The organism is Kitasatospora sp. NPDC087271 (assembly GCF_044744605.1).
Lineage (GTDB): Bacteria > Actinomycetota > Actinomycetes > Streptomycetales > Streptomycetaceae > Kitasatospora.
Genome location: NZ_JBIUYQ010000013.1, coordinates 1 through 22,813 on the forward strand (window position 1 = coordinate 1; position 22,813 = coordinate 22,813).

The 22,813-nt window shown below is 73.1% G+C and carries 21 protein-coding genes and 1 rRNA gene; 17 read left to right on the plus strand and 5 right to left on the minus strand.

From position 1 onward, the window contains the following. The 5 genes from rrf to ACIO9K_RS21940 form a co-directional block, all read left to right on the plus strand. A 5S ribosomal RNA gene (gene rrf / locus ACIO9K_RS21920) occupies nt 1–87 on the plus strand; the annotation flags it as partial. 240 nt (nt 88–327) lie between these two features. Continuing rightward, nucleotides 328–2,916: a sensor histidine kinase KdpD gene (locus ACIO9K_RS21925; RefSeq protein WP_363620186.1), complete on the plus strand. Its 2,589-nt coding sequence runs from the start codon at nt 328–330 to the stop codon at nt 2,914–2,916. A 109-nt stretch (nt 2,917–3,025) separates the two neighbouring features. Beyond that, nucleotides 3,026–3,706 carry a response regulator gene (locus tag ACIO9K_RS21930; RefSeq protein WP_033351413.1) on the plus strand — a complete coding sequence of 227 codons (681 nt, stop codon included), beginning with the start codon at nt 3,026–3,028 and terminating at the stop codon, nt 3,704–3,706. Nucleotides 3,707–3,773: 67 nt separating this feature from the next. Beyond that, nucleotides 3,774–4,181, plus strand: a complete 408-nt coding sequence (locus tag ACIO9K_RS21935; protein ID WP_063347599.1) for an OB-fold nucleic acid binding domain-containing protein — start codon at nt 3,774–3,776, stop codon at nt 4,179–4,181. A 2-nt stretch (nt 4,182–4,183) separates the two neighbouring features. Then, a complete protein-coding gene (locus ACIO9K_RS21940; protein ID WP_363588361.1) occupies nt 4,184–4,999 on the plus strand; it encodes a DUF3159 domain-containing protein in 816 nt (271 codons plus the stop codon). A 96-nt stretch (nt 5,000–5,095) separates the two neighbouring features. On the opposite strand, the gene ACIO9K_RS21945 is transcribed toward ACIO9K_RS21940, so the two are convergent. Further along, nucleotides 5,096–5,767: a TrkA family potassium uptake protein gene (locus ACIO9K_RS21945; protein WP_063347598.1), complete on the minus strand. Its 672-nt coding sequence runs from the start codon at nt 5,765–5,767 to the stop codon at nt 5,096–5,098. Then, complete coding sequence (locus ACIO9K_RS21950; RefSeq protein WP_363369779.1) at nt 5,767–6,435, minus strand: TrkA family potassium uptake protein; 669 nt, start codon at nt 6,433–6,435, stop codon at nt 5,767–5,769. Before ACIO9K_RS21950 ends, ACIO9K_RS21945 begins: the two co-directional genes overlap by 1 nt. A gap of 229 nt (nt 6,436–6,664) precedes the next feature. On the opposite strand from ACIO9K_RS21950, the gene ACIO9K_RS21955 reads away from it, so the two are divergent. Then, nucleotides 6,665–8,734 carry an APC family permease gene (locus tag ACIO9K_RS21955; RefSeq protein ID WP_363620188.1) on the plus strand — a complete coding sequence of 690 codons (2,070 nt, stop codon included), beginning with the start codon at nt 6,665–6,667 and terminating at the stop codon, nt 8,732–8,734. A gap of 383 nt (nt 8,735–9,117) precedes the next feature. Continuing rightward, nucleotides 9,118–10,464, plus strand: a complete 1,347-nt coding sequence (locus ACIO9K_RS21960; protein WP_363588367.1) for a class I SAM-dependent RNA methyltransferase — start codon at nt 9,118–9,120, stop codon at nt 10,462–10,464. Between the two features lie 190 nt (nt 10,465–10,654). Here the strand turns inward: ACIO9K_RS21960 and ACIO9K_RS21965 are convergent, their stop codons facing one another. After that, complete coding sequence (locus ACIO9K_RS21965; RefSeq protein WP_363588357.1) at nt 10,655–10,852, minus strand: hypothetical protein; 198 nt, start codon at nt 10,850–10,852, stop codon at nt 10,655–10,657. 443 nt (nt 10,853–11,295) lie between these two features. Here ACIO9K_RS21965 and ACIO9K_RS21970 point away from each other — a divergent pair, with 443 nt between their 5' ends. From ACIO9K_RS21970 to ACIO9K_RS21985, 4 genes are all read left to right on the plus strand, one after another. Further along, nucleotides 11,296–12,255 (plus strand): LysR family transcriptional regulator, encoded by a 960-nt coding sequence (locus ACIO9K_RS21970; RefSeq protein WP_363620190.1) that lies wholly within the window; start codon nt 11,296–11,298, stop codon nt 12,253–12,255. A 211-nt stretch (nt 12,256–12,466) separates the two neighbouring features. Then, nucleotides 12,467–15,127, plus strand: coding sequence for a collagenase (locus ACIO9K_RS21975; protein WP_400332212.1), 2,661 nt, complete (start codon nt 12,467–12,469; stop codon nt 15,125–15,127). Nucleotides 15,128–15,280: 153 nt separating this feature from the next. Next, a complete protein-coding gene (locus ACIO9K_RS21980; protein ID WP_063347592.1) occupies nt 15,281–15,517 on the plus strand; it encodes a toxin-antitoxin system HicB family antitoxin in 237 nt (78 codons plus the stop codon). Beyond that, entirely contained in the window at nt 15,514–15,936 is a 423-nt protein-coding gene (locus ACIO9K_RS21985; protein ID WP_363620193.1) for a fic family toxin-antitoxin system, toxin component, read from the plus strand. Before ACIO9K_RS21980 ends, ACIO9K_RS21985 begins: the two co-directional genes overlap by 4 nt. A 74-nt stretch (nt 15,937–16,010) precedes the next feature. Here ACIO9K_RS21985 and ACIO9K_RS21990 read toward each other — a convergent pair whose 3' ends face one another. Then, a complete protein-coding gene (locus ACIO9K_RS21990; RefSeq protein WP_400332216.1) occupies nt 16,011–16,865 on the minus strand; it encodes a GNAT family N-acetyltransferase in 855 nt (284 codons plus the stop codon). 244 nt (nt 16,866–17,109) lie between these two features. On the opposite strand from ACIO9K_RS21990, the gene ACIO9K_RS21995 reads away from it, so the two are divergent. The 6 genes from ACIO9K_RS21995 to ACIO9K_RS22020 all read left to right on the plus strand — a co-directional run bounded on the left by ACIO9K_RS21995 (nt 17,110) and on the right by ACIO9K_RS22020 (nt 22,512). Next, a complete protein-coding gene (locus tag ACIO9K_RS21995) occupies nt 17,110–18,081 on the plus strand; it encodes an ATP-grasp domain-containing protein (RefSeq protein ID WP_363620197.1) in 972 nt (323 codons plus the stop codon). Then, nucleotides 18,078–18,884 (plus strand): RimK family alpha-L-glutamate ligase, encoded by an 807-nt coding sequence (locus ACIO9K_RS22000; RefSeq protein ID WP_400332220.1) that lies wholly within the window; start codon nt 18,078–18,080, stop codon nt 18,882–18,884. The genes ACIO9K_RS21995 and ACIO9K_RS22000 overlap by 4 nt, the downstream gene beginning before the upstream one ends. A 123-nt stretch (nt 18,885–19,007) precedes the next feature. Then, the gene (locus ACIO9K_RS22005) at nt 19,008–19,838 is read left to right on the plus strand and encodes a putative RNA methyltransferase (RefSeq protein ID WP_400332223.1); all 831 of its coding nucleotides are present in this window, start codon (nt 19,008–19,010) and stop codon (nt 19,836–19,838) included. A gap of 94 nt (nt 19,839–19,932) precedes the next feature. After that, on the plus strand, nt 19,933–21,285 hold the full coding sequence (locus tag ACIO9K_RS22010; protein ID WP_363588345.1) for an ATP-binding protein: 1,353 nt from the start codon (nt 19,933–19,935) through the stop codon (nt 21,283–21,285). Between the two features lie 15 nt (nt 21,286–21,300). Further along, nucleotides 21,301–21,720: a nucleotide pyrophosphohydrolase gene (locus tag ACIO9K_RS22015; protein ID WP_400332227.1), complete on the plus strand. Its 420-nt coding sequence runs from the start codon at nt 21,301–21,303 to the stop codon at nt 21,718–21,720. A gap of 165 nt (nt 21,721–21,885) precedes the next feature. Further along, nucleotides 21,886–22,512, plus strand: a complete 627-nt coding sequence (locus ACIO9K_RS22020; RefSeq protein ID WP_400332230.1) for a DUF6099 family protein — start codon at nt 21,886–21,888, stop codon at nt 22,510–22,512. Here the strand turns inward: ACIO9K_RS22020 and ACIO9K_RS22025 are convergent. Next, nucleotides 22,452–22,694, minus strand: a complete 243-nt coding sequence (locus ACIO9K_RS22025; RefSeq protein WP_400332233.1) for a hypothetical protein — start codon at nt 22,692–22,694, stop codon at nt 22,452–22,454. The genes ACIO9K_RS22020 and ACIO9K_RS22025 overlap by 61 nt on opposite strands. Between the last annotated feature and the right edge of the window lie 119 nt (nt 22,695–22,813).

The window sequence follows — 22,813 nt, forward strand, 5'->3', positions numbered from 1 at the left end:
GGTTACATTCCGAACCCGGAAGCTAAGCCTTACAGCGCCGATGGTACTGCAGGGGGGACCCTGTGGGAGAGTAGGACGCCGCCGAACAATTATTCCGAAAAGACCCCCTCCCGTCCGGGAGGGGGTCTTTTTGCATTTCCCGGAGACAGGGCAGAAGGCTTTCACGCCGGCCCGGCCGAGGGGGCGGGCGCCATCAATATGTCGCTAAAACCGCATGATCAGTCCACTGATCAGCGGAAAATCGCCGCTCACGCCGTAGTCTCGAAGGGAAGGGGAACAGGTGTCCGGGGGTGGCCCCGGGGCAGAGCCGGATCAAGAATGGTGCTCATGGGACGAGGCAGGCTGCGCATCTACCTTGGGGCGGCCCCCGGGGTCGGCAAGACGTACGCCATGCTCGCCGAGGCGCACCGGCGACAGCAGCGTGGTACGGACGTCGTGGTGGCGTTCGTGGAGGATCACGGCCGGCGGCTCACCGCGGAGCTCGTCGACGGGCTGGAGGTCGTGCCGCGCCGGCAGCTGGTGCACCGGGAGGCCGCGTTCACCGAGATGGACGTGGACGCCGTCCTCGCCCGCCGCCCGCAGGTGGCGCTGGTGGACGAGCTGCCGCACACCAACATCCCCGGCTGCCGCAACGCCAAGCGCTGGCAGGACGTCGAGGAGCTGCTGGCGGCCGGGATCGACGTGATCTCCACCGTCAACATCCAGCACCTGGAGTCGCTCGGCGACGCCGTCGAGGGCATCACGGGGGTGCGCCAGCGCGAGACCGTGCCGGACGCGGTGGTGCGCCGGGCCGACCAGATCGAGCTGGTCGACATGTCGCCGCAGGCGCTGCGGCGGCGGCTGGCGCACGGCAACGTGTACGCGCCGGAGAAGATAGACGCGGCCCTGGCCAACTACTTCCGCCCGGGCAACCTGACCGCGCTGCGCGAGCTGGCGCTGTTGTGGACCGCCGACCGGGTCGACGAGTACCTGCAGAAGTACCGGGCCGAGCAGGGCATCGAGGGCACCTGGCAGGCCCGGGAGCGGATCGTGGTGGGCCTGACCGGCGGCCCCGAGGGGGCGACGCTGATCCGGCGGGCGGCCCGGATCGCGGCCCGTGTCTCGGGCGGCGAGCTCCTCGCCGTCCACATCTCCCGTTCGGACGGGCTCTCGGGCACCGGCTCCCCGCAGACGCTGATCGAGCAGCGGGCCCTGGTGGAGAGCCTCGGCGGCTCCTTCCACGCCGTCCTCGGCGACGACCCGGCCGCCGGGCTGCTGGACTTCGCCCGGGGCGTGAACGCGACCCAGATCGTGCTGGGCACCAGCCGCCGGCCGGCCTGGCAGTACCTCTACGGGCCGGGCGTCGGTACCACGGTGACCCGGGAGGCCGGCGACATCGACATCCACATGGTCACCCACGAGCACGCCGGGCACGGGCGCGGGCGGGTGCCGGTGCGCCGGATCACCGACCTGGGCCGCCCCCGCACCATCGCGGGCTGGCTGATCGGGATGGCGGGTCCGCCGGTGCTGGCGCTGGTGCTGACCGCGATCGGCGGGCTGGGCCTGTCCACCGACATGCTGCTGTTCCTGTCGCTGACGGTGTGCGCGGCGCTGGTCGGCGGGCTGCTGCCGGCGATCGGGTCGGCGCTGGTCGCCTCGTCGGTGCTGAACTACTACTTCACGCCGCCGATCCACACCTTCACGATCAACGAGCCGCAGAACATCATGGCGGTGGCGATATTCACCGTGGTCGGCATCTCGGTCGCCTCCGTGGTCGACCTGGCGGCCCGGCGCACCCACCAGGCGGCCCGCAGCCAGACGGAGGCGCAGACGCTCAGCGCGCTGGCCGGCACCGTGCTGCGCGGCGCGCCGAACGGAGACGGGGTGCTGACCGCGCTGATGGAGCAGGTCCGGGAGACCTTCGGGCAGGAGAGCGCCGCGCTGCTGGAGCGTCCGGAGCCGCTCGGTGCCTGGGTGCCGGTCGCCACCGCCGGGCCGCGCCCGCCGGAGCGGCCGGAGGAGGCCGACGTGGACGTCCCGGTCGGCGACAGCCTGGCGCTGGTGCTGCGCGGCCGGGTGCTGCCGGGGGCGGACCGGCGCCTGCTCGGGGCGTTCGCCGCGCAGGCGGCCGTGGTGCTGGAGCGCCGCCGGCTGGCCCGGGAGGCCGCGGCGGCCCGCCGGGAGGCGGAGGGCAACCGGATCCGCACCGCGCTGCTGGCGGCGGTCTCGCACGACCTGCGCACCCCGCTGGCGGGGATCAAGGCGTCCGTCACCTCGTTGCGGGCGGCCGACGTCGAGTGGGCGCCGGAGGACGAGGCGGAGCTGCTGGCCGGCATCGAGGCCGGGGCCGACCGGCTCGACCACCTGATCAACAACCTGCTGGACATGAGCCGGTTGCAGACCGGTACCGTCACCCCGCTGATCCAGGAGACCGACCTGGACGAGGTGGTGCCGTTCGCCCTCGGCGGGGTGCCGCCGGAGTCGGTGCGCCTCGACGTCCCGGAGACGCTGCCGATGATCCGGGCCGACGGCGGTCTGCTGGAGCGTTCGCTGGCCAACCTGGTCGAGAACGCCGTCAAGTACAGCCCGGACGGCGTCAAGGTGCTGGTCAAGGCCGACGCGCTGCGTCAGCCGGGCGGTTCCGGGCGGGTCGAGCTGCGGATCGTGGACCGCGGCCCGGGCGTGCCCGAGGACGCCAAGGAGCGGATCTTCGCGCCGTTCCAGCGCTACGGGGACGCGCCGCGCGGCGCCGGGGTGGGGCTCGGGCTCGCGGTGGCGCGCGGCTTCGTCGAGGCGATGGACGGTACCGTCACGGCCGAGGACACCCCCGGTGGCGGCCTCACCATGGTCGTCAGCCTGCCCGCCGCCGAGCGGCCGCCGGAACCGGGGGAGGCGGCCGGCGACGGGCACGATCCGCTGTCGAGGCTGATCACGTGACGGCCGGTGGCCTGCCGCTCCGGCCTGTCGTTCCCCGCTTCCGCACGTCGTATGTTCAGCAAGTCCCACAGTCCGTAAGTCCGACAGCCCTGAAAGGCGGAGCCCGTAAATGACCCGGGTCCTCGTCGTGGACGACGAACCGCAGATCGTCCGCGCGCTGGTGATCAACCTCAAGGCCCGCAAGTACGAGGTCGACGCGGCCCATGACGGCGCGAGCGCCCTGGAACTGGCCGCCGCCCGCCATCCCGACGTCGTCGTCCTCGACCTGGGCCTGCCCGACATGGACGGCGTCGAGGTGATCCGCGGCCTGCGCGGCTGGACCAGGGTGCCGATCATCGTGCTGTCGGCCCGGCACGCCTCCGACGAGAAGGTCGAGGCCCTGGACGCCGGTGCCGACGACTACGTCACCAAGCCGTTCGGCATGGACGAGCTGCTCGCCCGGATGCGCGCCGCCGTACGCCGCGCCGAGCCGGTCGCGGGCGAGGACGACTCGCTGGTCGTCACCGAGAGCTTCACCGTCGACCTCGCCGCCAAGAAGGTCAACCGGGACGGCACCGACGTCCGCCTCACCCCGACCGAGTGGCACCTGCTGGAAGTGCTGGTCCGCAACGCCGGCCGACTGGTCAGCCAGACCCAGTTGCTCCAGGAGGTGTGGGGCCCCGCCTACCGCACCGAGACCAACTACCTGCGGGTCTACCTCGCCCAACTGCGCCGCAAGCTGGAGCGTGACCCCTCGCACCCGCGCCACTTCATCACCGAACCGGGCATGGGCTACCGCTTCGAGAGCTGACCCCCGGGGCGCCCCCGGTGGCCGTACGGCCTGCCGCCGGGGGTGCGGAAACCGGTACCCTTCCGGCATGAGTGGTGACAACAGCAGCGACCAGCCGCAGGGGCGATTCCGCCGCATGCTCAGCCGGCTGACCTCCTCGGCCGAGGAGCTGCAGGCCGAGGAGCTGCGCCAGGAGAGCGCGGCGGAGTCGGGCTGCACGCCGATCGCCGGCTGCGCGGACCGCGAGCTGGTCACCGTCGCGGGCACGCTGCGCACGGTGACGCTCCGCCCGCGGGCCGGGGTGCCGGCCCTGGAGGCCGAACTCTTCGACGGCACCGAGGCGCTGGACGTGGTCTGGCTCGGCCGCCGCTCGATCGCGGGCATAGAGCCGGGCCGCCGGCTCGTCGCCAGCGGCCGGATCAGCCACGCACGCGGGCGCCGCGTGTTGTTCAACCCCCGCTATGAGCTGCGTCCGGTCGGACACGGGAGCGAATGAGCGTGAGCAACCAGCCCGGCGGCGAGTCCGCCGCCCAGCTTGACCTGGCCGCGAACCACCACGCGCCGCCCGGCCCGCACGGACCCGGGGCCGCGGCCGACGCGGCCGTCCGCGAGGCCGTCGTCGCCAAGGAGGCCGCCGACAGCGCGGCCGAGGAGGCAGCCCGCAAGGCCGCCGCCTCCAAGGAAGCGGCCGACACCATTCTGCAGGCCTTCGGCGGCGTGCGCGGCATGATCGACATGACGCTGCCCGGCCTGGTCTTCATCGTCACCTTCAACATCACCCACCAGGTCAGCTCCGCCGCCTGGGCCGCGCTGGGCCTGTGCGCGGTGTTCGTGGTGACCAGGCTGGCCCGGCGGGAGACCGTCCAGCACGCCTTCAGCGGGGTGTTCGGCGTCGCCCTCGGCGCCTGGATCTCGATGAAGAGCGGCCGCGCCGAGGACTTCTACCTGCCCGGCCTGCTGTGGAACGTCGGCTACTGCATCGCCCTGGCGGTCTCCGCCCTGGTGCGCTGGCCGATGATCGGCGTGATGCTCGGCCCGGTCACCGGCGAGATGTTCACCTGGCGCAAGGAGAACCCGGGCCGGTTCGCCGCCTACACCAAGGCGACCTGGGCCTGGGTGGTGATCATGGGCCTCAAGCCGGTGATCCTCTTCCCGCTCTACTTCACCCACAACGTCAACCTGCTCGGCTGGCTCAAGGTCGCCCTCGGCATCCCGCCGATGCTGCTGGCGATGTACGTCACCTGGCAGATCCTGCTCAAGGCGCCGCCACCGATCAAGGCGCAGTTCGACGACGACGAGGAGCCGGCCCGCTAGCCGGAGCCCCGGCAGGCCGGTCCGAACGCGACGGGCGAGGGCCCGCACCCACCAGGGGTGCGGGCCCTCGCCCGTGTCCGGTCCGCGCCTTCGGCCCTACTGGGCGCCGGAGGACGCCGACAGCAGGTCCTCCAGCTCCTCCTCGCGCTCCTGCGCGGCCACGAAGAGCAGCTCGTCGCCGCCCTCCAGGGTGTCGTCCTTGCCCGGCACCAGCACCCGGCCCTCGCGGATGATCGTCACCAGCGCGGTGTCCTGCGGCCAGGCCACGTCGCCCACCCGGGTGCCGACCAGCTCGGTGTCGGCGGCCAGGGTCAGCTCGACCAGGTTGGCGTTGCCCTGGCTGAAGCGCATCAGCCGGACCAGGTCGCCGACGCTGACCGCCTCCTCGACCAGGGCGGACATCAGACGCGGGGTGGACACGGCCACGTCCACGCCCCAGGACTCGTTGAAGAGCCACTCGTTCTTCGGGTTGTTCACCCGGGCGACCACCCGCGGCACCGCGTACTCGGTCTTGGCGAGCAGCGAGACGACCAGGTTCACCTTGTCGTCGCCGGTCGCGGCGATCACCACGTGGCAGCGCTGCAGGGCCGCCTCGTCCAGCGAGGTGATCTCGCAGGCGTCGGCCAGCAGCCACTCCGCCATGGGCACCCGCTCCACCGAGATGGAGTTGGGGTTCTTGTCTATCAGCAGGACCTCGTGCCCGTTCTCCAGCAGCTCGCCCGCGATCGAGCGACCCACGGCACCGGCCCCGGCAATGGCGACCCGCATCAGTGACCCTCCTCCTTCGGCCCCTGCGCGAACGCGGCCTCGACCGCCGTCAGGTCGCCCCGGCGCAGCATCACGTGCACCAGGTCGCCCTCCTGCACCACCATCTGGGGCGAGGGCAGCACGCCCTCGCCGAGCCGGGTGACGAACGCCACCCGGGCGCCGGAGGACTCCTCCAGCACGCTGATGCGGTGGCCGACCCAGCCCGGGGCGTAGGCGACCTCGGCCAGCTGGACGCCGCCGCTCGGGTCCTGCCACAGCGGCTCGGCGCCGCTCGGCAGCAGCCGGCGCAGCATCTGGTCGGCGGTCCACCGGACCGTCGCCACGGTCGGGATGCCCAGGCGCTGGTAGACCTCGGCGCGGCGGGGGTCGTAGATCCGGGCCGCGACGTTCTCCACGCCGAAGTTCTCCCGGGCCACCCGCGCGGCGATGATGTTGGAGTTGTCGCCGCTGGAGACCGCGGCGAACGCGCCGGCCTCCTCGATGCCCGCCTCGCGCAGGGTGTCCTGGTCGAAGCCGACGCCGGTCACCCGGCGCCCGTTGAACCCGGCGCCCAGCCGACGGAACGCGGTCGGGTCCTGGTCGACCACGGCCACCGAGTGGCCCTGTTTCTCCAGGGCTCTGGCGAGGGCCGAGCCCACGCGGCCGCAGCCCATGATGACGATGTGCACCGGCGCTACCTCACCCGTCCCGTAGGGTTCTTGACCTGCGCAAACACCGTTCATCTCCCTTTCCCACCCGGCTTCCCTGGGCGAGCGTTCTCGTGGGGCGCCGACTCACAACGTGAGTGTTGCCCGCCGACTCGTATCCGACACGCTAGCCGGTCCATAGAACGCAGTCGCGACGAAGGGGGGGACAAACGGCGGAGCCCGGCCCGGGAAGCCCCTACGATTCCTTAACGTGCCTATGCCGACTGACCTACCGAAACGCATCCTGATCGGGCGCGCCCTGCGCAGCGACAAATTGGGCGAAACACTTCTGCCCAAGCGGATCGCGCTGCCCGTCTTCGCCTCGGACGCGCTCTCCTCGGTCGCGTACGCCCCCGAGGAAATCCTGCTGACGCTCTCCGTGGCGGGTGCCTCGGCGATCCACTTCTCCTGGCAGATCGGCGTCGTCGTCGCGATCGTGATGCTCGCGGTGGTCGCCTCCTACCGGCAGAACGTGCACGCCTACCCGAGCGGCGGCGGCGACTACGAGGTCGCGACCGTCAACCACGGGCCCAAGTCGGGGCTCGTCGTCGCCAGCGCCCTGATGGTCGACTACGTGCTCACCGTGGCCGTCTCGACGACCTCGGGCGTCGCCAACGTCGTCTCCGCCGTCCCCGCGCTGCGCGGCCACGAACTGACCCTGTCGGTCATCGTCGTGGTGGTGCTGATGGGCATGAACCTGCGCGGCGTCCGCGAATCCGGCACCGCTTTCGCCGTCCCGACGTACGCCTTCATGATCGGCGTCATCGGCATGGTCGGCTACGGCTTCGTCCGGCACTTCCTGCTCGGCCAGGACATGCCCGCCGAGAGCTCCGGATTCCACCTCGCCGCCACCCCCGGCAACGAATCGCTGGCCGGGTTCGCCATGGTGTTCCTGCTGCTCAAGTCGTTCTCCTCCGGCTGCGCCGCGCTCACCGGCGTGGAGGCCATCTCCAACGGCGTGCCGGCCTTCCGCAAGCCCAAGAGCAAGAACGCCGCCACCACCCTGCTGATGATGGCCAGCATCGCCGTGGTGATGTTCATGGGCATCATCTGGCTGGCCCGCCTCACCGGCGTGCAGATGGCCGAGAACCCGGCCGAGCAGCTCGTCGGCTCCTCGCCCGGCTACCACCAGAAGACCGCGCTCGCCCAGATCAGCGAAGCCGTCTTCAACAACTTCACGCCCGGCTTCTACTTCGTCGCCGCCGTCACCGGCCTGATCCTGGTGCTCGCCGCGAACACCGCCTTCAACGGCTTCCCGGTGCTCGGCTCGATCCTCGCCCAGGACCGCTACCTGCCGCGCCAGCTGCACACCCGCGGCGACCGGCTGGCCTTCTCCAACGGCATCATCCTGCTGGCGATCGCCGCGATCCTGTTCGTCATCGCCTTCGACGCGGACCCCAACCGGCTGATCCAGCTCTACATCGTCGGCGTCTTCGTCTCCTTCAACATGAGCCAGTCCGGCATGATCCGGCACTGGACCCGGCTGCTGCGCACCGAGACCGACCCGGCCAAGCGCCGCCACATGCAGCGCAGCCGGGCGATCAACACCTTCGGCCTGGTGATGACCATGGCCGTGCTGATCGTCGTCCTGGTCACCAAGATCAGCCACGCCTGGATCGCGATCGCCGCGATGGTCGTGCTCTTCGTGATGATGAAGGGCATCCGCCGCCACTACGACCGGGTCTCCGAGGAGCTCACCGCCGCCGAGGAGCCGGACGACGTGGTGCTGCCCACCCGGGTGCACGCCATCGTGCTGGTCTCCAAGCTGCACAAGCCCGCGCTGCGCGCCCTCGCCTACGCCAGGCTCGCCCGCGCCCACACCCTGGAGGCCGTGACCGTCAACGTCGACCCGGCCGACACGGCGGCGCTGCGCCGGGAATGGGACGAGCGCGGCATCGAGGTGCCGCTCAAGGTGCTGGACTCGCCGTTCCGCGAGATCACCGGGCCCGTCCTCGACTACGTGAAGAACCTGCGCCGCAGCAGCCCGCGCGAGGTGGTGTCGGTCTACATCCCCGAGTACGTGGTCGGCCACTGGTACGAGCACCTGCTGCACAACCAGAGCGCGCTGCGGCTCAAGGGGCGGCTGCTGTTCAAGCCCGGGGTGATGGTCACCTCGGTGCCGTGGCAGCTGGAGTCCTCCGAGCGGCGCAAGCCGCAGAAGGCCTGGTCGGCGCCGGGTGCCGTCCGGCGTGGCGAGCCTCGGGCGCCGAAGGCCGTAAAGTCGAAGGTCCCCGTTATGCCAGACGCCACCGCTGACAGCAGCAAGGACTCCGCCCAGTGACCCGCAACACCCCGTCCCGCTCCTCCGGATCCTCGGGCAAGGGCGCCCGCAAGGGCGCCGCCAAGCCCGGCAAGGTCGCCCGGCCGCGCTGGGGCAAGCCCGTGCGCCCGGCCGCCACCGACCGCGACGGCTTCACCGCGCAGACCGCGCCGCTCGCGCCGGGCGAGCCTGCTCCCGCGCGTCCGGCGGAAGCCGACACGGGGAAGCCGAAGGCCGCCCGTACGCAGAAGACCGACGGTGCGCAGAAGGCCGAGCGCACGCAGAAGGCCGAGCGCTCCAAGGACGGTGCGCCGAAGGGCGACCGTGCGCAGGGATCCCGCGCGCAGGCGTCCCGCACGCCGGGGGAGCGGCCGCGCAAGCAGGCGGTGCGGCCGCCGAAGGCGCTGCGCACCGCGCCGCGGGCCGCGCGGCCCGAGACGCCGTCCGGCGATCCGCTGGCCGGCCAGCGCTACGAGGTCGAGGTCGGCCCGGTCGCGCACGGCGGCGGGCACTGCGTGGCCCGGCACGAGGGCCGGGTGCTGTTCGTCCGGCACGCGCTGCCCGGCGAGAAGGTGGTCGCACTGGTCACCGAGGGCACCTCCACCTCCCGGTTCCTGCGGGCCGACGCGGTCGAGATCCTGGAGCCCGCCAAGGAGCGGATCGCGCCGCCGTGCCCGTTCTCCGGGCCCGGCAAGTGCGGCGGCTGCGACTGGCAGCACGTCACCCCGGGCGGGCAGCGCAAGCTCAAGGGGCAGGTGCTGACCGAGCAACTGGCCAAGCTGGCCGGTCTCACCCCGGCCGAGGCGGGCTGGGACGGCAGCGTCGAGCCGGTCGGCGGCAAGCTGCCGGCCGGGCAGGTGCCGACCTGGCGCACCCGCGTGCAGTACGCCGTGGACCAGGAGACCGGGAAGGTCGGTCTGCGCAAGCACCGCTCGCACGAGGTGCAGCCGGTGGACCGTTGCCTGATCGCCGCCGAGGGCGTCACCGAACTCGGCATCGAGGCCCGCGACTGGCCGGGCATCGCCTCGGTCGAGGTGATCGCCGCGAGCGGATCCTCGGACCGCCAGGTGGTGCTCACCCCGCGCCCCGGCGCCCAGCTGCCGCTGGTCGAGCTGGACAAGCCGGTGTCGATCGCCAGGGTGGACGACCAGGGCGACATCCACCGCGTGCACGGCCGCAGCTTCGTGCGCGAGCGGGCGACCGGGCGGACCTGGCGGGTCAGCAACGGCGGCTTCTGGCAGATCCACCCCGAGGCGCCGGACACCCTGGTGGACGCCGTCCTGGACGGCCTGGACCCGCAGTGGGGTGAGAACGCGCTCGACCTGTACTGCGGCGTCGGCCTGTTCGCGGGCGCGCTGGCCGACCGGGTCGGCGAGGAGGGCGCGGTGCTCGGCATCGAGTCCTCCAAGCAGGCCGTGGCCGACGCCCGGCACAACCTGGCCGCGCTGGACAACGTGCGGATCGAGTGCGACCGCGTCGAGACGCTGCTGCCGCGCACCGGCATCACCGCCACCGACCTGATCGTCCTGGACCCGCCGCGCTCGGGCGCCGGGCGCGAGACCGTCGCGCACCTGGTCGGCCTGGAGGCGCGCCGGATCGCGTACGTCGCCTGCGACCCGGCGGCGCTCGCCCGGGACCTGGCGTTCTTCCGGGAGGGCGGCTACCGGCCGGTCTCGCTGCGGGCCTTCGACCTGTTCCCGATGACGCACCACTTCGAGTGCGTGGCGGTCCTGGAGCCGATCGGGAAGTGACCCGGCGGCCCTCCGGGGTGCCGGCCGGCTTCGACGGGCGCTGATCGCGTTCGAGGCGGTCCGGGGGCTCCGGGGACTCCGGGGACTCCGGGGACTCCGGGGGCTCCGGGTAGTTCGGCGGAGGAGACGGCAGAGGAGGCGGCACCCGTTCACGCGGGTGCCGCCTCCTCGCCGTTCCGGTGCGGGACGGTCAGGGCCGGTTGTGCTCCTCTTCGTCGGCGCTGTGCGGAAGGTCGATCCCGTGCTGGGCGGCGAGCCGGAGCAGTCCGGCGATCCGGCCCTCGTACGCCTGGACGCCGTCGGCGTCCCCTTCGGCCCGGGCCGCTGCGAGGTCCCGGCGGGCCTGGGTGAGCTGCTCGCGCAGCTCCTGGTCGAACATGGCTGTCATTGCCGGCCTCCAGACCGGTCGGTGCCGCTCCGCGGAACGCTCAGGAGAGTTCAGAGTCCCGGAAGGTGAAGAACTCTTCAAGTCTCGCTCGCCCCGGCGGGGCGGCGTCGGGCGGGGTGGCCGCGGAGGGGCCACGGAGGATCCTCGGAGGATCTTCGGAGGGGCTTCGCGGGGGCCGGCGTCGGGCGGGGTGGCGGGTGCCGGGCCGGACGGTCGCCGGGGTGCGGGTCAGGGAGCGGTCAGGGGGACGCAATGCGCCGGTAAAGGCCGCTGCCGGCGCCGCCGTTCGGCTCCCGGAGGGGGCTTGACGAGGTGATTCGCGCGGGGCGAAGGTGAGCGGCCGACATGTCATGTGTGCTGTTGCACAGCCACCGCCGGGGCCGCACCCTCCCGCCCGGAGCGGTCGGCCGGGAGGGTGCGGCCCTTGCGTGAGGGGGAGGGTCATGGAGCTGGAACTGCGGCACCTTCGCGTGCTGTGCGCCATCGCCGACACCGGGAGCGTCGGCAGGGCCGCCGTCCTGCTCGGCGCCTCGCAGCCCGCGACCAGTACGCAACTGCGCCGGATCGAACGCCACCTGGGCGCGCCGCTGTTCGAGCGCACGGCCGTGGGCGTCGCGCCGACCTGCTTCGGCGTCGAGGTGGTGGCCGCCGCGCGCGACCTCCTCACCCGCGCCGACTGCCTCGGCCGCCGCCCGGCGGCCCCCGGCGAGCCGGTCCGCCAGGAGCTGCGCCTGGCCGCGACCATCTCGCCGATCCTGCCCGGACTGGTCACCAGGGCCCGGCACCAGCGGCCCGACCAGCGCTTCACGGTGACCTCCGTCTACCGCTCGTCGGACATCGTCGACCTGCTGGAGCAGGGTGACGCGGAGGCCGCCGTGGCCGTCGACTACCCGGGCCGGGAACTGCGCCACTCGCCGGCCGTCGCGCACCGCGGCATCGTCACCGAGCCCGCCTTCGTCGCACTCCCGGCGGGCCACCGGCTCCGGCACCGCACCGAGATCGCCCTGGTGGACCTGGCCGAGGAGGACTGGTTCCTCACCCCCGACGACGGGGCCGGCTGGCACGGCGTGTTCTACGGGGCCTGCGCCGCGGCGGGCTTCACCCCGGCGACCGTCCACGAGTTCCTCGGCGGGCGGCTGGAGTTGCAGGAGATGATCTCCGCCGGGCTCGGGATCTCCGTCGTCCAGGCGACCACCAGGCCGCTGGCCGAAGTGGTGGTCAAGCCGCTCGCCGGGACGCCGATCTGGGTCCGCCACCTGCTGGCCTGGCAGGCCGCCGGGGTGAGCGGCGAGGTGGTGGAGACGCTGTTCGGCGCGGCGGCCGCGGCCTACCGGGACCTGATCGCCAGTTCGCCGACCTTCCAGGCGTGGGCGGCGCGGACGTACCGGCCGGTCCGGCCGTAGGGAGGCCGGGTCCGGAGGTGGGGAGGCCGGGTCCGGCCGCGGGGCCGGAGCGGGCGGCCGGTCCCGGTGGGGCGGTGTTATGCCCGCCGCAGTCGATGTCATATGACCTGTGACATTGTTCTGATGGGTCGCCCGATGGCAGGATCACGTCGACTTCCCCCAAGCCTCGGCAGTCGTCCAGTCACCTCCCCCACAGGAGAAGGACCCCGTAGTGCGCCTTCGCATACCCCTCCCCACGCTCATGGCCGGCGTCGTCGCCGGCTGTGCCACCGCCGCCACCCTGCTGCCCGTCCCCGCGCTCGCCGCGTCCGGGCCGGCCGCCCAGCCGCCGGCCGGCGCCCGGTCGTCCGCCGCCGCCCCGGCGACGGCCGACGCCGCGTCGGCCGTCCCGAAGCCGCTGGGGGCCTTCCTCGCGGCCGATCCCTCCGAGGCCGCCGCCCCCGCCGCCAAGCCGCTGCCGCCGGCGCTGCTGGGCCAGGTCGTGATGGGCCAGCCGGCCGGCACCGCCGTGCAGACCGCGCCCCGTCCGGCCCAGCCGCACGCGCCCGCGGCCAAGCCGGGCAACTCCGCGGCCAAGCCGGGCAGTTCGGCCCGTGCCGTCGCCGGTGCGGCCGGTGCCGCCGCTGGTACGGCCGGTGCCGCCGCGCCGAGCTGCACCCCCGCCGACTTCGGCGGGCGCAGCGGCGCCGACCTGGTCTCCTTCCTCGAAGGCTCGACCACGGACTGCGTGACCACGCTGTTCAACGTCACCGGCACCGACGCGGGCAGGATCTTCAAGGAATCCCAGATGCTCACCGTCGCCAACGCCTACCAGGGCCTGGCGGCGAACTACACCGGGGACAACTCCACCGGCATCCTGCAGCTCGTGCTCTTCCTGCGGGCCGGGTACTACGTCCAGTCCAACAACGCGGACGCGGTCGGCCCCTACGACGCGGCGCTCACCACTGCCTCCAAGGCCGGCCTCGACGCCTTCTTCGCCGGCCGGCACTGGACCGACGTCACCGACAACAACGGCACCGTGCTCAACGAGGTGCTGGTCCTGACCGACAGCGCCAACGTGCAGGGCAGCTACCTGGGCGTCTACAAGCAGGTGCTGACCAGCTACAACAACTCGTACAACGCCTTCCCGAAGATGCTCAAGGCGGTCAACGCCGTGCTGTCCGCGCCGCTGTGGCGGGGCAACTGGAACAGCGACTTCGTCAGCGCGGTCGGCGCCGACCCGAGCATCGGCACCGTCCTGGGCGACTTCGCGCTCAACCACAAGGACCTGCTCGGCACCGCCAACGCCTACCTCGACGTCAACGCGGGCAATGACCTCGGCCGGATGGCCGGCGACGGCCCCGTCGTCGAGGCCGCGGTCAAGGGGAAGGTCAAGGCGGTGCTCGACGGCGCCCAGATCACCGGCGTCACCGGCCCGTTGTACGTCCACACCGCCTACCAGGCCAACGCCTTCGACCCCGGCCAGTGCTCGTACTACGGCACCTGCGACCTGCCGGCGAAGCTGACCGCGGCGGTGCTGCCGAACCAGCTGGTCTGCGACAACCGCACCATCCAGACCGAGTCGCTGTCGCCCGCCGACCTGGCGGCCGTCTGCACCAGCCTGCGCGGCGAGGACACCTTCTTCCACAACCTGGTGAAGGACAACGGCCCGGTCAACCCGTACGACAAGAACATGACCCTCGCGGTCTTCGCCAACCAGGCCGACTACCTGAACTACTCCTGGGCGATCTTCGGGAACTCCACCGACAACGGCGGCCAGACCGTCATGGACCCGACCGACCCGAACAACCGTGCCGTGTGCGTGATGTACCAGAAGTCGTGGAACGACGGCTTCACCGCCAACGTGTGGAACCTCAACCACGAGTACACGCACTACCTCGACGGCATCTACGACATGAAGGGCAACTTCTCCACCGAGATCTCCGTGCCCGACATCTGGTGGATCGAGGGCGTCGCCGAGTACGAGTCCTACGCCTACCGCGGGACCACCGACACCCAGGCGATGGCCGAGGCCGCCAAGCACACCTACAAGCTCAGCACCGTCTTCCAGAACACGTACGGCAACTCGGACTCGGTGCGCACCTACCCGTGGGGCTATCTCGCCGTCCGGTACATGTTCGAGAAGCACCCGGCCGACGTCTACGCCATGCTCGGCCACTTCCGCACCGGTGACTACCAGGGCGGCTACGCGGTCTACAACGGCATCGGCACCGGCTACGACGCCGACTTCGACGCCTGGCTCGACGGCTGCGCCGGCGGCGCCTGCTACGCGGACGGCCCGACCGCGCTGTTCGCCCAGGCCGTCAACGGCGCCACCGTCACGCTGACCGACAAGTCCGTCCAGACCGGCCCCGGCCAGATCACCGCCTGGCACTGGACCTTCGGCGACGGGACCTCCTCCGACCAGCGGAACCCGAGCCACGGCTACGCCGCCGCGGGCACGTACACCGTCGCCCTGACCGTCACCGACGCCACCGGCAGGACCGCCAGCACCCCGGCCTCGGTCACCGTCACCACCGGCACCGGCGGCGGCACCACCCTGCCGACCTGCACCGACCCGCGCACCGACGCGCTCGGCCAGAACTGCTCCCGGTCCAACCTCACCGCCACCGCCGGCAACCTCGACTACCTGTACGTCTACCTGCCGGCCGGCGTCAGCACCCTGAAGATCAGCACCTCCGGCGGCACCGGCACCGCGTACCTGTACTACAACGCGGACACCTGGGCCTCGCCGAACGCCTTCACCGCCTCCTCCACCAACGCCGGCAGCACGCAGAGCATCACCGTCACCAACCCGACGGCCGGCTACCGCTACATCAGCCTCTACGCCAACACCGACTTCAGCGGGGTGACGGTCAGCACCCAGTTCTGATCCGGTCCCACGTTCGCTCCCGGGCGGCCAGGCCCGCGGCACCCTGCCGCGGGCCTGGCCGCCCGGCGTCCGTGGGGGCGTCCGCCCGGTGTGCGCGCGCCCGGCGTGCGTGCGCCCTTGTTGTGCTAGCACTTCAGCGCTAGCTTGAGATTCATGGGTAAGAAACAGCTGAACGTCCGGGTGGACGCCACGACCGCGGAGATGGCCCGGGAACGGGCGGAGCAGCAGGGGATCAGCATGAACCAGTACATCGAGCGCCTGGTCCAGCAGGACATGGGCGAGGCGGGGCGGGCCTTCGTCGACGCCGCCGCCCAGTTCATGAAGGAGTACGAGACGGCCTTCCTGGCCGAGTTCGCGGAGCCGGGCGACCTGAAGGACGTGCGCCGTTGAAGCTGGAGGTCGACCTCTCGTGGCTGCTCATGACCGCCGAGCAGTACACGCCCGGTGACCCGCAGGTCACCGACTACGGGTCGTTGCTCGCGGCCGTCTCCCGGCACCAGGCCGAGATCTTCGACATCGACGTCTACCCCGAACCGCAGGACCGCGCCGCCGCCCTGATGCACCAGCTGATCCGGGTGCCGGCCCTGGAGAAGACCAACGAGCTCTACGCCACCGCCGTCGCCTACGCCTACCTCGTCGCCAGCGGCTGCACCGTCGCCACCACCGCCCGCGAGGTGCGCAGCCTCGCCCGGGCCATCCGGGAGGGGCGGCTCGGCGTGTCCGGGGTCGCCGAACGGCTGGCGGGGTGGGTCGTCGACGAGGCCGAGGGGGAGGGCGTCAGCGGGGCGGAGGACGAGGACGACGACTGACCGGGTGGGCCCCTGCCCGGTCGCGTCGTCCTCGTCGTCCGTTCCGCAGAGCTCTGGTCGGTGCGCCCGGCGGGTCAGTCGCCGGGCCGGTCCGGGGCCGGCTCGGCGATCAGGGCCGTCGCGAACGGGCGGAAGCCCGCCCGGCGGTAGATCCGGGCGACCTCCTCGTCGGCGGCGGACAGGAACACCGTCCGCACGCCGTTCGCCCGCGCGTGCGCGACCAGGGCCGCGGTGACCGCCAGGCCCAGCCCGCGCCGCCGCGCGGCCGGCAGCGTCCCGACCCCGGCCACCTCGGTGACCGCGCCCACCGGATTGTGCTGGCCCGCGCACAGCGCGGAACCGTCCTCCAGCGCGGCGGCCAGCACGGTGGCGCCGTCGGTGATCCGCCGGGCGATCCGCTCCACCGCGCCCTCCGCCACCAACCGCCCTGCGGCCTCGGCCAGTTCGGCCGCACCCACGGCGCCCACGCCGGTGCCGGGCTCGGCGAACGCCAGGTGCGGAACGGCGACCGCCGACGCCAGCTCCGGCGCGTCCGCGCCCAGCACCTCCACCCGCACCTCCTCCGGCAGCTCGGGCGCCGGCTCGTCCTGCGGGCCCAGCACCAGCAGCGGGTGCTCGTGCACCGCGAGCCCGGCCGCCTCCACCGCGGCCCGCAGCTCCGGACTCCGCTCGGCCACCCACTCGAAGGCCTCCGGCTCGCCCAGCTCCCGCTGGCGGGCCAGCACCCGCAGGACGTCCTCGGCGGTGGTGGCGGGGCCGTCGTGGTCGAGCGTGGGGCGGGCGTAGTAGGGCCAGCCCGCGCTCTCGCGGACGAACAGGGTCAGCGGGCCGAAGTCCTCGGCCCGTGCGGCGTTGCGCGGCACCGCGTCGTAGTAGCGCTCGATCGCGTCGAGGAGGGAAGGGTCGGGAGCATGATCAACAGAAGTCACGGCGTGCATCCAAGCAGGGGCGTCGGCGGCCCGCCACCGCTTTGTTCCCGGGCTTCGCGCCGGGGGTGCCAGGGGCGGTGACGGGCGGCGCGGCGCGGGCGCGGGCGCCTGATTGTTGCTGAACGCTTACCGGCTCGCAGTGATCTTGTGCGTATACCGCGTGGCATGCTGATGCCTTGACAGCTCTGCCGAAGGGGGACGGCGGACGTCCGCACTCGGCTCGGCAAGGGGGGAAGACAGGCCCATGAGGCTCTGCTTTCTGGTGGAGGAGCACTACCGGCACGACGGCATGCCGCTCGACGTGGCACGCCGGCTCACCGCGTGGGGGCACCGGGTGGACGTGCTGCGCCCCGGGGACTCGCTGATGGCGATCTCCGAGGCGATCCGGGCCGGCAGCCACGACGCCTGGGTGCTCAAGACCGTCTCCGGCGGGCCCGGACTCACCCTGCTGGACGCTGCCGCCGCCGTCGGCCTCACCACCGTCAACGACGTCCGCTCCATCCGCGGCGTCCGCGACAAGGCGCTCGCCTCCGTCATCGCCAGCACCCGCGGCCTGCCCGTCCCCGTCACCTACGCCACCGCCCGCTGGGAACGGCTCGCCGAGATCCCGGCCGCCGAGTACCCGCTCGTCGTCAAGCCCGCCGACGGCAGCTCCGGACGCGCCGTCCGGCTCGTGCCCAGCCCCGACCACCTCCTCGACCTCGGCGCCGAACTCGCCGACGAGGGGCTGTTGATCGCCCAGCCCTACGTGCCCAACTCCGGCACCGACCTCAAGGTGTACTGCGTCGACGGCGAGCTCTTCGCGACGGAACGTTCCTCCCCGCTCCACCCCGGGCAGGGCGTGCGCGAACGGCAGGTCCCGTTGCCCGGGGAGGTCGCGCGGATCGCGGCGCAGGTCGGTGAGGTGTTCGGGCTCGACCTGTACGGCGTCGACGTGCTGTTCGGGCCGGACGGGCCGGTGGTCGTCGACATCAACGACTTCCCGAGCTTCCGCCAGGTGCCGGACGCGGTCGCCAGGGTCGCCCGGGCGGTGCTGCGGCTCGCGCGCAGCGGGACGGCCGTGTCGGCGCCCGCGCCCGCACTGGTGCCGGCGGGTGGTGGCGCGGGGTACGGGCAACTGGGCTTCGGTCGTGGAGAGTTCGACGGATCCGGCCTTGACGGGGGCGGCTTGGGTGGGGCCGGCTTTGGCGGAGCCGGCTTGGGTGGGGCGATATGAGGATCGGCCTGATCACCGCCGACCCCGGACACCCGGTGCTCGCGGCGACCGCCGCCCTGCTGGCGGACCGGCACGAGGTGACGATCGTCGACCCTGCCGGCCCGGCGGGGCCGGCGCTCGCCGACGTCTATCTGCTCAAGGCCCACACCCGTCGATCCCTTTCACTCGCACGAGAGTTGGAGCGGGGCGGGGCGCCTGTCATCAACTCGGCCGCGGCCACCGAACTCTGTCAGGACCGGGTGCGGATGGCCGAACTCGCGCGCGCGGCCGACCTGCCCTTCGCGGCCACCCGCGACGCCGGGCGGATCGCCGAACTCGCCGATCCCGACTACCCGTTCGTCGTCAAGAGTCGGCACAGTCGGCGCCACGACCTGGTCGCCCGGGTCGACGGCCCGGCCCGGTTGCGCGAACTCGTCGCGCGCTGGCCCGACGAGCCCGTCGTCACCCAGCCGTTCGTCCCGGGGACCGGCTGGGACCAGAAGCTGTGGGTGATCGACCGGCAGGTGTTCGCCGCCCGGCGGCGGTCCGAACTCGCCGACGGCCAGGGGGAATCGGGGCAGGGGCAGAACTGGGAGCCGCCTGCCGAACGGGCTGCGCTGGCTCTGCGCGTCGGCGAGGTGTTCGGGCTCGACGTCTACGGCGTCGACCTGCTCGACGGGCCCGCCGAACCCGTCATCGTCGACGTCAACGCCTTCCCCGGCATCCGTGGCCGGCTGGGCGCGCCCGAGGCGCTCGCCGCCCTCGCCCTGCGCGTCGCGGCGGAGCGCGGGCGCGGGCACGTCGCGCAGGGGCGGGGCCGGTAGGCCGGGCAGCGGGGCCGTCGGACCGGGGCGGATTCGGCGGGCCGTCGGGGGCGAGCGGGGTCGTTAGGCTGGTCACTCAGGGCCACCGGGCACCCGGGCCGAACGGCGAGAGAAGACGGAACGTTGCTGCAGGACATCGAGCGCTACCTGGCCTGCCCCCACTGCGCGCAGGCCCTCACCCGGCACGAGCGCGCCCTGCGCTGCCCCGCCGGCCACAGCTTCGACCTCGCCAAGCAGGGCTACGTCAGCCTCCTCGCCGGCGACGCCCACACCGGCACCGGCGACACCGCCGAGATGGTCGCCGCCCGTGCCGGCTTCCTCGCCGCCGGCCACTACCGGCCCATCGCCGACGCCCTCGCCGAGGCCGCCGCGGACGCCGACCCCGAAGGCCTCGTCGCCGACCTCGGCGCCGGCACCGGCCACTACCTGGCCCATGTCCTCGATGCCCTGCCCGGCCGCGCCGGGGCCGCCCTCGACATCTCCAAGTTCGCGCTGCGCCGCGCCGCCAAGGCCCACCCCCGGATCGGCGCCGTGGTCTGCGACGCCTGGCGGCCGCTGCCGCTGCGCGACGCCTCCGCCGGGCTGATGCTCAACGTCTTCGCCCCGCGCAACGGGCCCGAGATCCGCCGCGTGCTGCGCCCCGGCGCCACCCTGCTGCTGGTCTCGCCCACCGCCCGCCACCTGCGTGAACTCGTCGGCGCACTGGGCCTGTTGTCGGTCGACGAGGAGAAGCAGCGGCGGATCGACGAGAAGCTCGGACCCTACCTGACCTCCGCCGGCCGGCGGCAGGTCGAGTTCACCCTGCGGCTCGGCCCGGACGACGTGCGCACCGTCGTCGGCATGGGCCCCAGTGCCTGGCACACCGACCCGGACCGCCTGGCCGCCGCGCTCGCGGACCTGCCGGACCCGGTCGAGGTGACCGCCTCCGTGACGGTGGCCGCCTACCGGCGCTGAACGTCGGGCGCGCGCGGGGTGCGGCCGCCACGTTGGGATGAATCTGCTGAGCAGGCACGTTTCTGCCGACCGGCCTGCGGCTAACGTCCGATGGGTGAACCGCGACGCCACCCGGCCCGCCGCGCCGGCCCACCCCCGACCGAGCGCCCCGGGGCCCGATCGGCCATCCGTAACACGTCCCACCGTCGAGGAGCTCCGGCTCACCTCGTTCAAGTCCTACCGGCGCGCGGTCCTGCCGCTCGCGCCCCTCACCGTCCTGCACGGGCCCGCCGGCGTCGGCAAGTCCAACGCCCTCGACGCACTGGCCGTGCTCTCCCGGCTGGCCCTCGGGGAGGAGATCGCCGACTCCTTCGACGGGCTGCCCGACCGCACCGGCCCCCTGGCCAAACCCGTCCGCGGCGGCCTGACCGGGTGCGTCCCGCACGGGCGCGACGCCGTCATCCTCGGCTGCACCGTCCGCTCCCCGCACGGCCGCATCCGGCTCGACGTCGTCGTCCGCACCGACGGCCCGGTGCGGATCGCCCGCGAATCGCTCACCCTGGACGGCCGCACCCTCGTCGACACCGGCGAACAGGACGTCCGCAAGCGGCGCGTCAACGTCTGCTGGCACAACGACACCCGCCAGGGAGACATCCGGGCGCCCTTCCCCAGCGGCACCATGATCACCGCGCAACTGCCGCTCCGGGTGGCCGGCTCCTCCCGGGGCGAACGGCAGGTCCTCGCCGCCACCGAGGACCTGCTCACCGCCCTGCGCGAGGTCTTCCCCGTCCACCCCGTCCCCGCCCTCATGCGCGGCTGGGCCCGACCCGACCCGCAGGCCCGGCTGCGCAGCAACGCCGCCAACATCTCCGCCGTCCTCGCCCGGCTCGGCAACGAGTGCCCGCGCCGCTACGGACAGCTCCTGCGTGCCGTCCAGTCCGCCGCCCCGCACCCGCTGCTCGGACTCTCCCTCGCCCACCGCGGCAGCGGGCCCGACCAGCGCGTCCTCGCGGTCTTCGACGAAGGCGTCCTCGGACGCACCGGGGCCGACCAGGCCTCCGACGGCATGCTGCGCCACCTCGCGTTCGCCGCGGTGCTGCTCACCGGGGCCGGGGTGCTCGACCTCGACGTGGCCGCCGAGGTGCCGTGGGCGCACCGGCAGCTCACCGTGCTCGCCGAGGACCTCGGCGCCGGGCTCGCCACCGAACAGACCGCCTCACTGCTACGGCTGGCCCGGGACATGTCCGGGCGCAACCAGCTGCGCGTCCTCGCCGCGCTTCAGGAGCCCGCCGCGGCGCGGGAGGCGCTCGGCGCGGCCGAACCGCGGTCGGGCGCGGCCGTGCTGGTCGAGTGCCGGCGCGACCCGGACTCGGGGCACACCGTGCTGCGGCCCGAGACGACCCGGGTGCCGGCCCAGTGCGGGCGCGGGGACGGCGCCGACCCGGGGGCGGACGACGTGGACGGGTGAGGTAGACCTGGACGGGTGAACGAACGAGTGACGAGGCCGGGGGAACCGGCCGGGCCCACCGGGCCGACCTTGGAGGCCCTGCGGCAGCGGCTGGCGGACTTCGCGGCGGCCCGGCGCTGGGAGCCCTTCCACACGCCGAAGAACCTGGCGGCCGCGCTGAGCGTGGAGGCCGGCGAACTGCTGGAGATCTTCCAGTGGTCGACGCCCGAGCAGGCGGCCGCGGTGATGTCCGATCCGGAGCGGGCCCACCGGGTGCGGGACGAGGTCGCGGACGTCCTCGCGTACCTGGTGCAGTTCTGCACGGTGGTCGGGGTGGATCCGCTGGAGGCCCTCGCGGCCAAGATCGAGCGGAACGAGCTCCGCTTCCCGGTGCCGGACGGACCGGCGGACGCCGACCAGGGCGGGGCGGGTGTCAACCCGGACGTGGACGAATAATCCTTGTGAGGGACGGGAGTTATCCACAGCCCCGGACTTGTCCACAGCTTTCCCGATGACGGATGCGGCCTCGCCGACTTCGCCGCACGCTTTCGCCGTGACCACCTGACCGCCCCACCGGCGGTGGTGGTCCCACGGCGACAGCGAGCGAAAGGAGTGGCGGCCATGGAGGCGCTGCGACTGATCAAGAGGGCCCGGCACGCTCTGGCCGAGGCCAGACACGTACCGGATGTGCTGGCCGAGGCTCGGCAGGCCGCGCTGCTCACCGAGGCGGTGGGGGCCAGGCTGGCGGAGCTGGACGACGACGAGCTCGCCGGGCTGGGGCAGCAACTGGCCGAGGCCGCGGCGCACGCGGCGGTCTGCCTGGAACGCTCGGTCGTCAGGGCCGCCGTGCTGAGCGGCGGCCGGGCCGGGCGGCTCACCGAACTCGGAGAGCTGGCACCGGCCTTGGGCGCGCTGGACGGGCTGCTGCGGGACGTCGGGGAGACGCTGGTGGTGCTGGCCTGCGGGGCCGACACCGAGAGCCTCTACTGGACGTGCATCGACGGTGTGGACGCGGTGTCGGAGTGCAAGGACCTGGCCGGGCGGCTGCGGAAGGCGGCGGGCAGGCTGGAGGGAGAGGAAGGCGCGGTGCTCGGCGGGGCGCCGGCCGAGCGGGGCTCGCCCTTACTCGTGGTCCGGCTCGACCCGCCGGACGAGGGCGGGCCGACGGGGGAGGAGCAGGCGCCGGACTATCGGGTGTCTGGCGTGGCCGGAGCGTCGGAGGAGGCGGTGTCCGTACCGGTGGGATAGGTGGCAGGGCCGTCCTCCCGGATGCCGGGGGACTGCAACTCGGCGAGATCCGCGGACACCGAGGCGAGCAGTTCGTGCAGCTGTTCCAGCAGGCTCTTCTGCGCGGCGGGCCCGGACGAGGTACCGGCGGCCGAGCCCGCCGGGCTGCTCGGGAGCTGCGGCGTGGCAGTTGGTTCGGTCATGACGGGACCTCTTCGGATCGGTAGTGCGGCGTGAAGCGGCCGGCGGTGGCTCGGCCCGCGCAGCGGGGGTGCCTGATGCCTGGCCACCGAGGTACACGCCCCCGCCGCAGCAACCAACG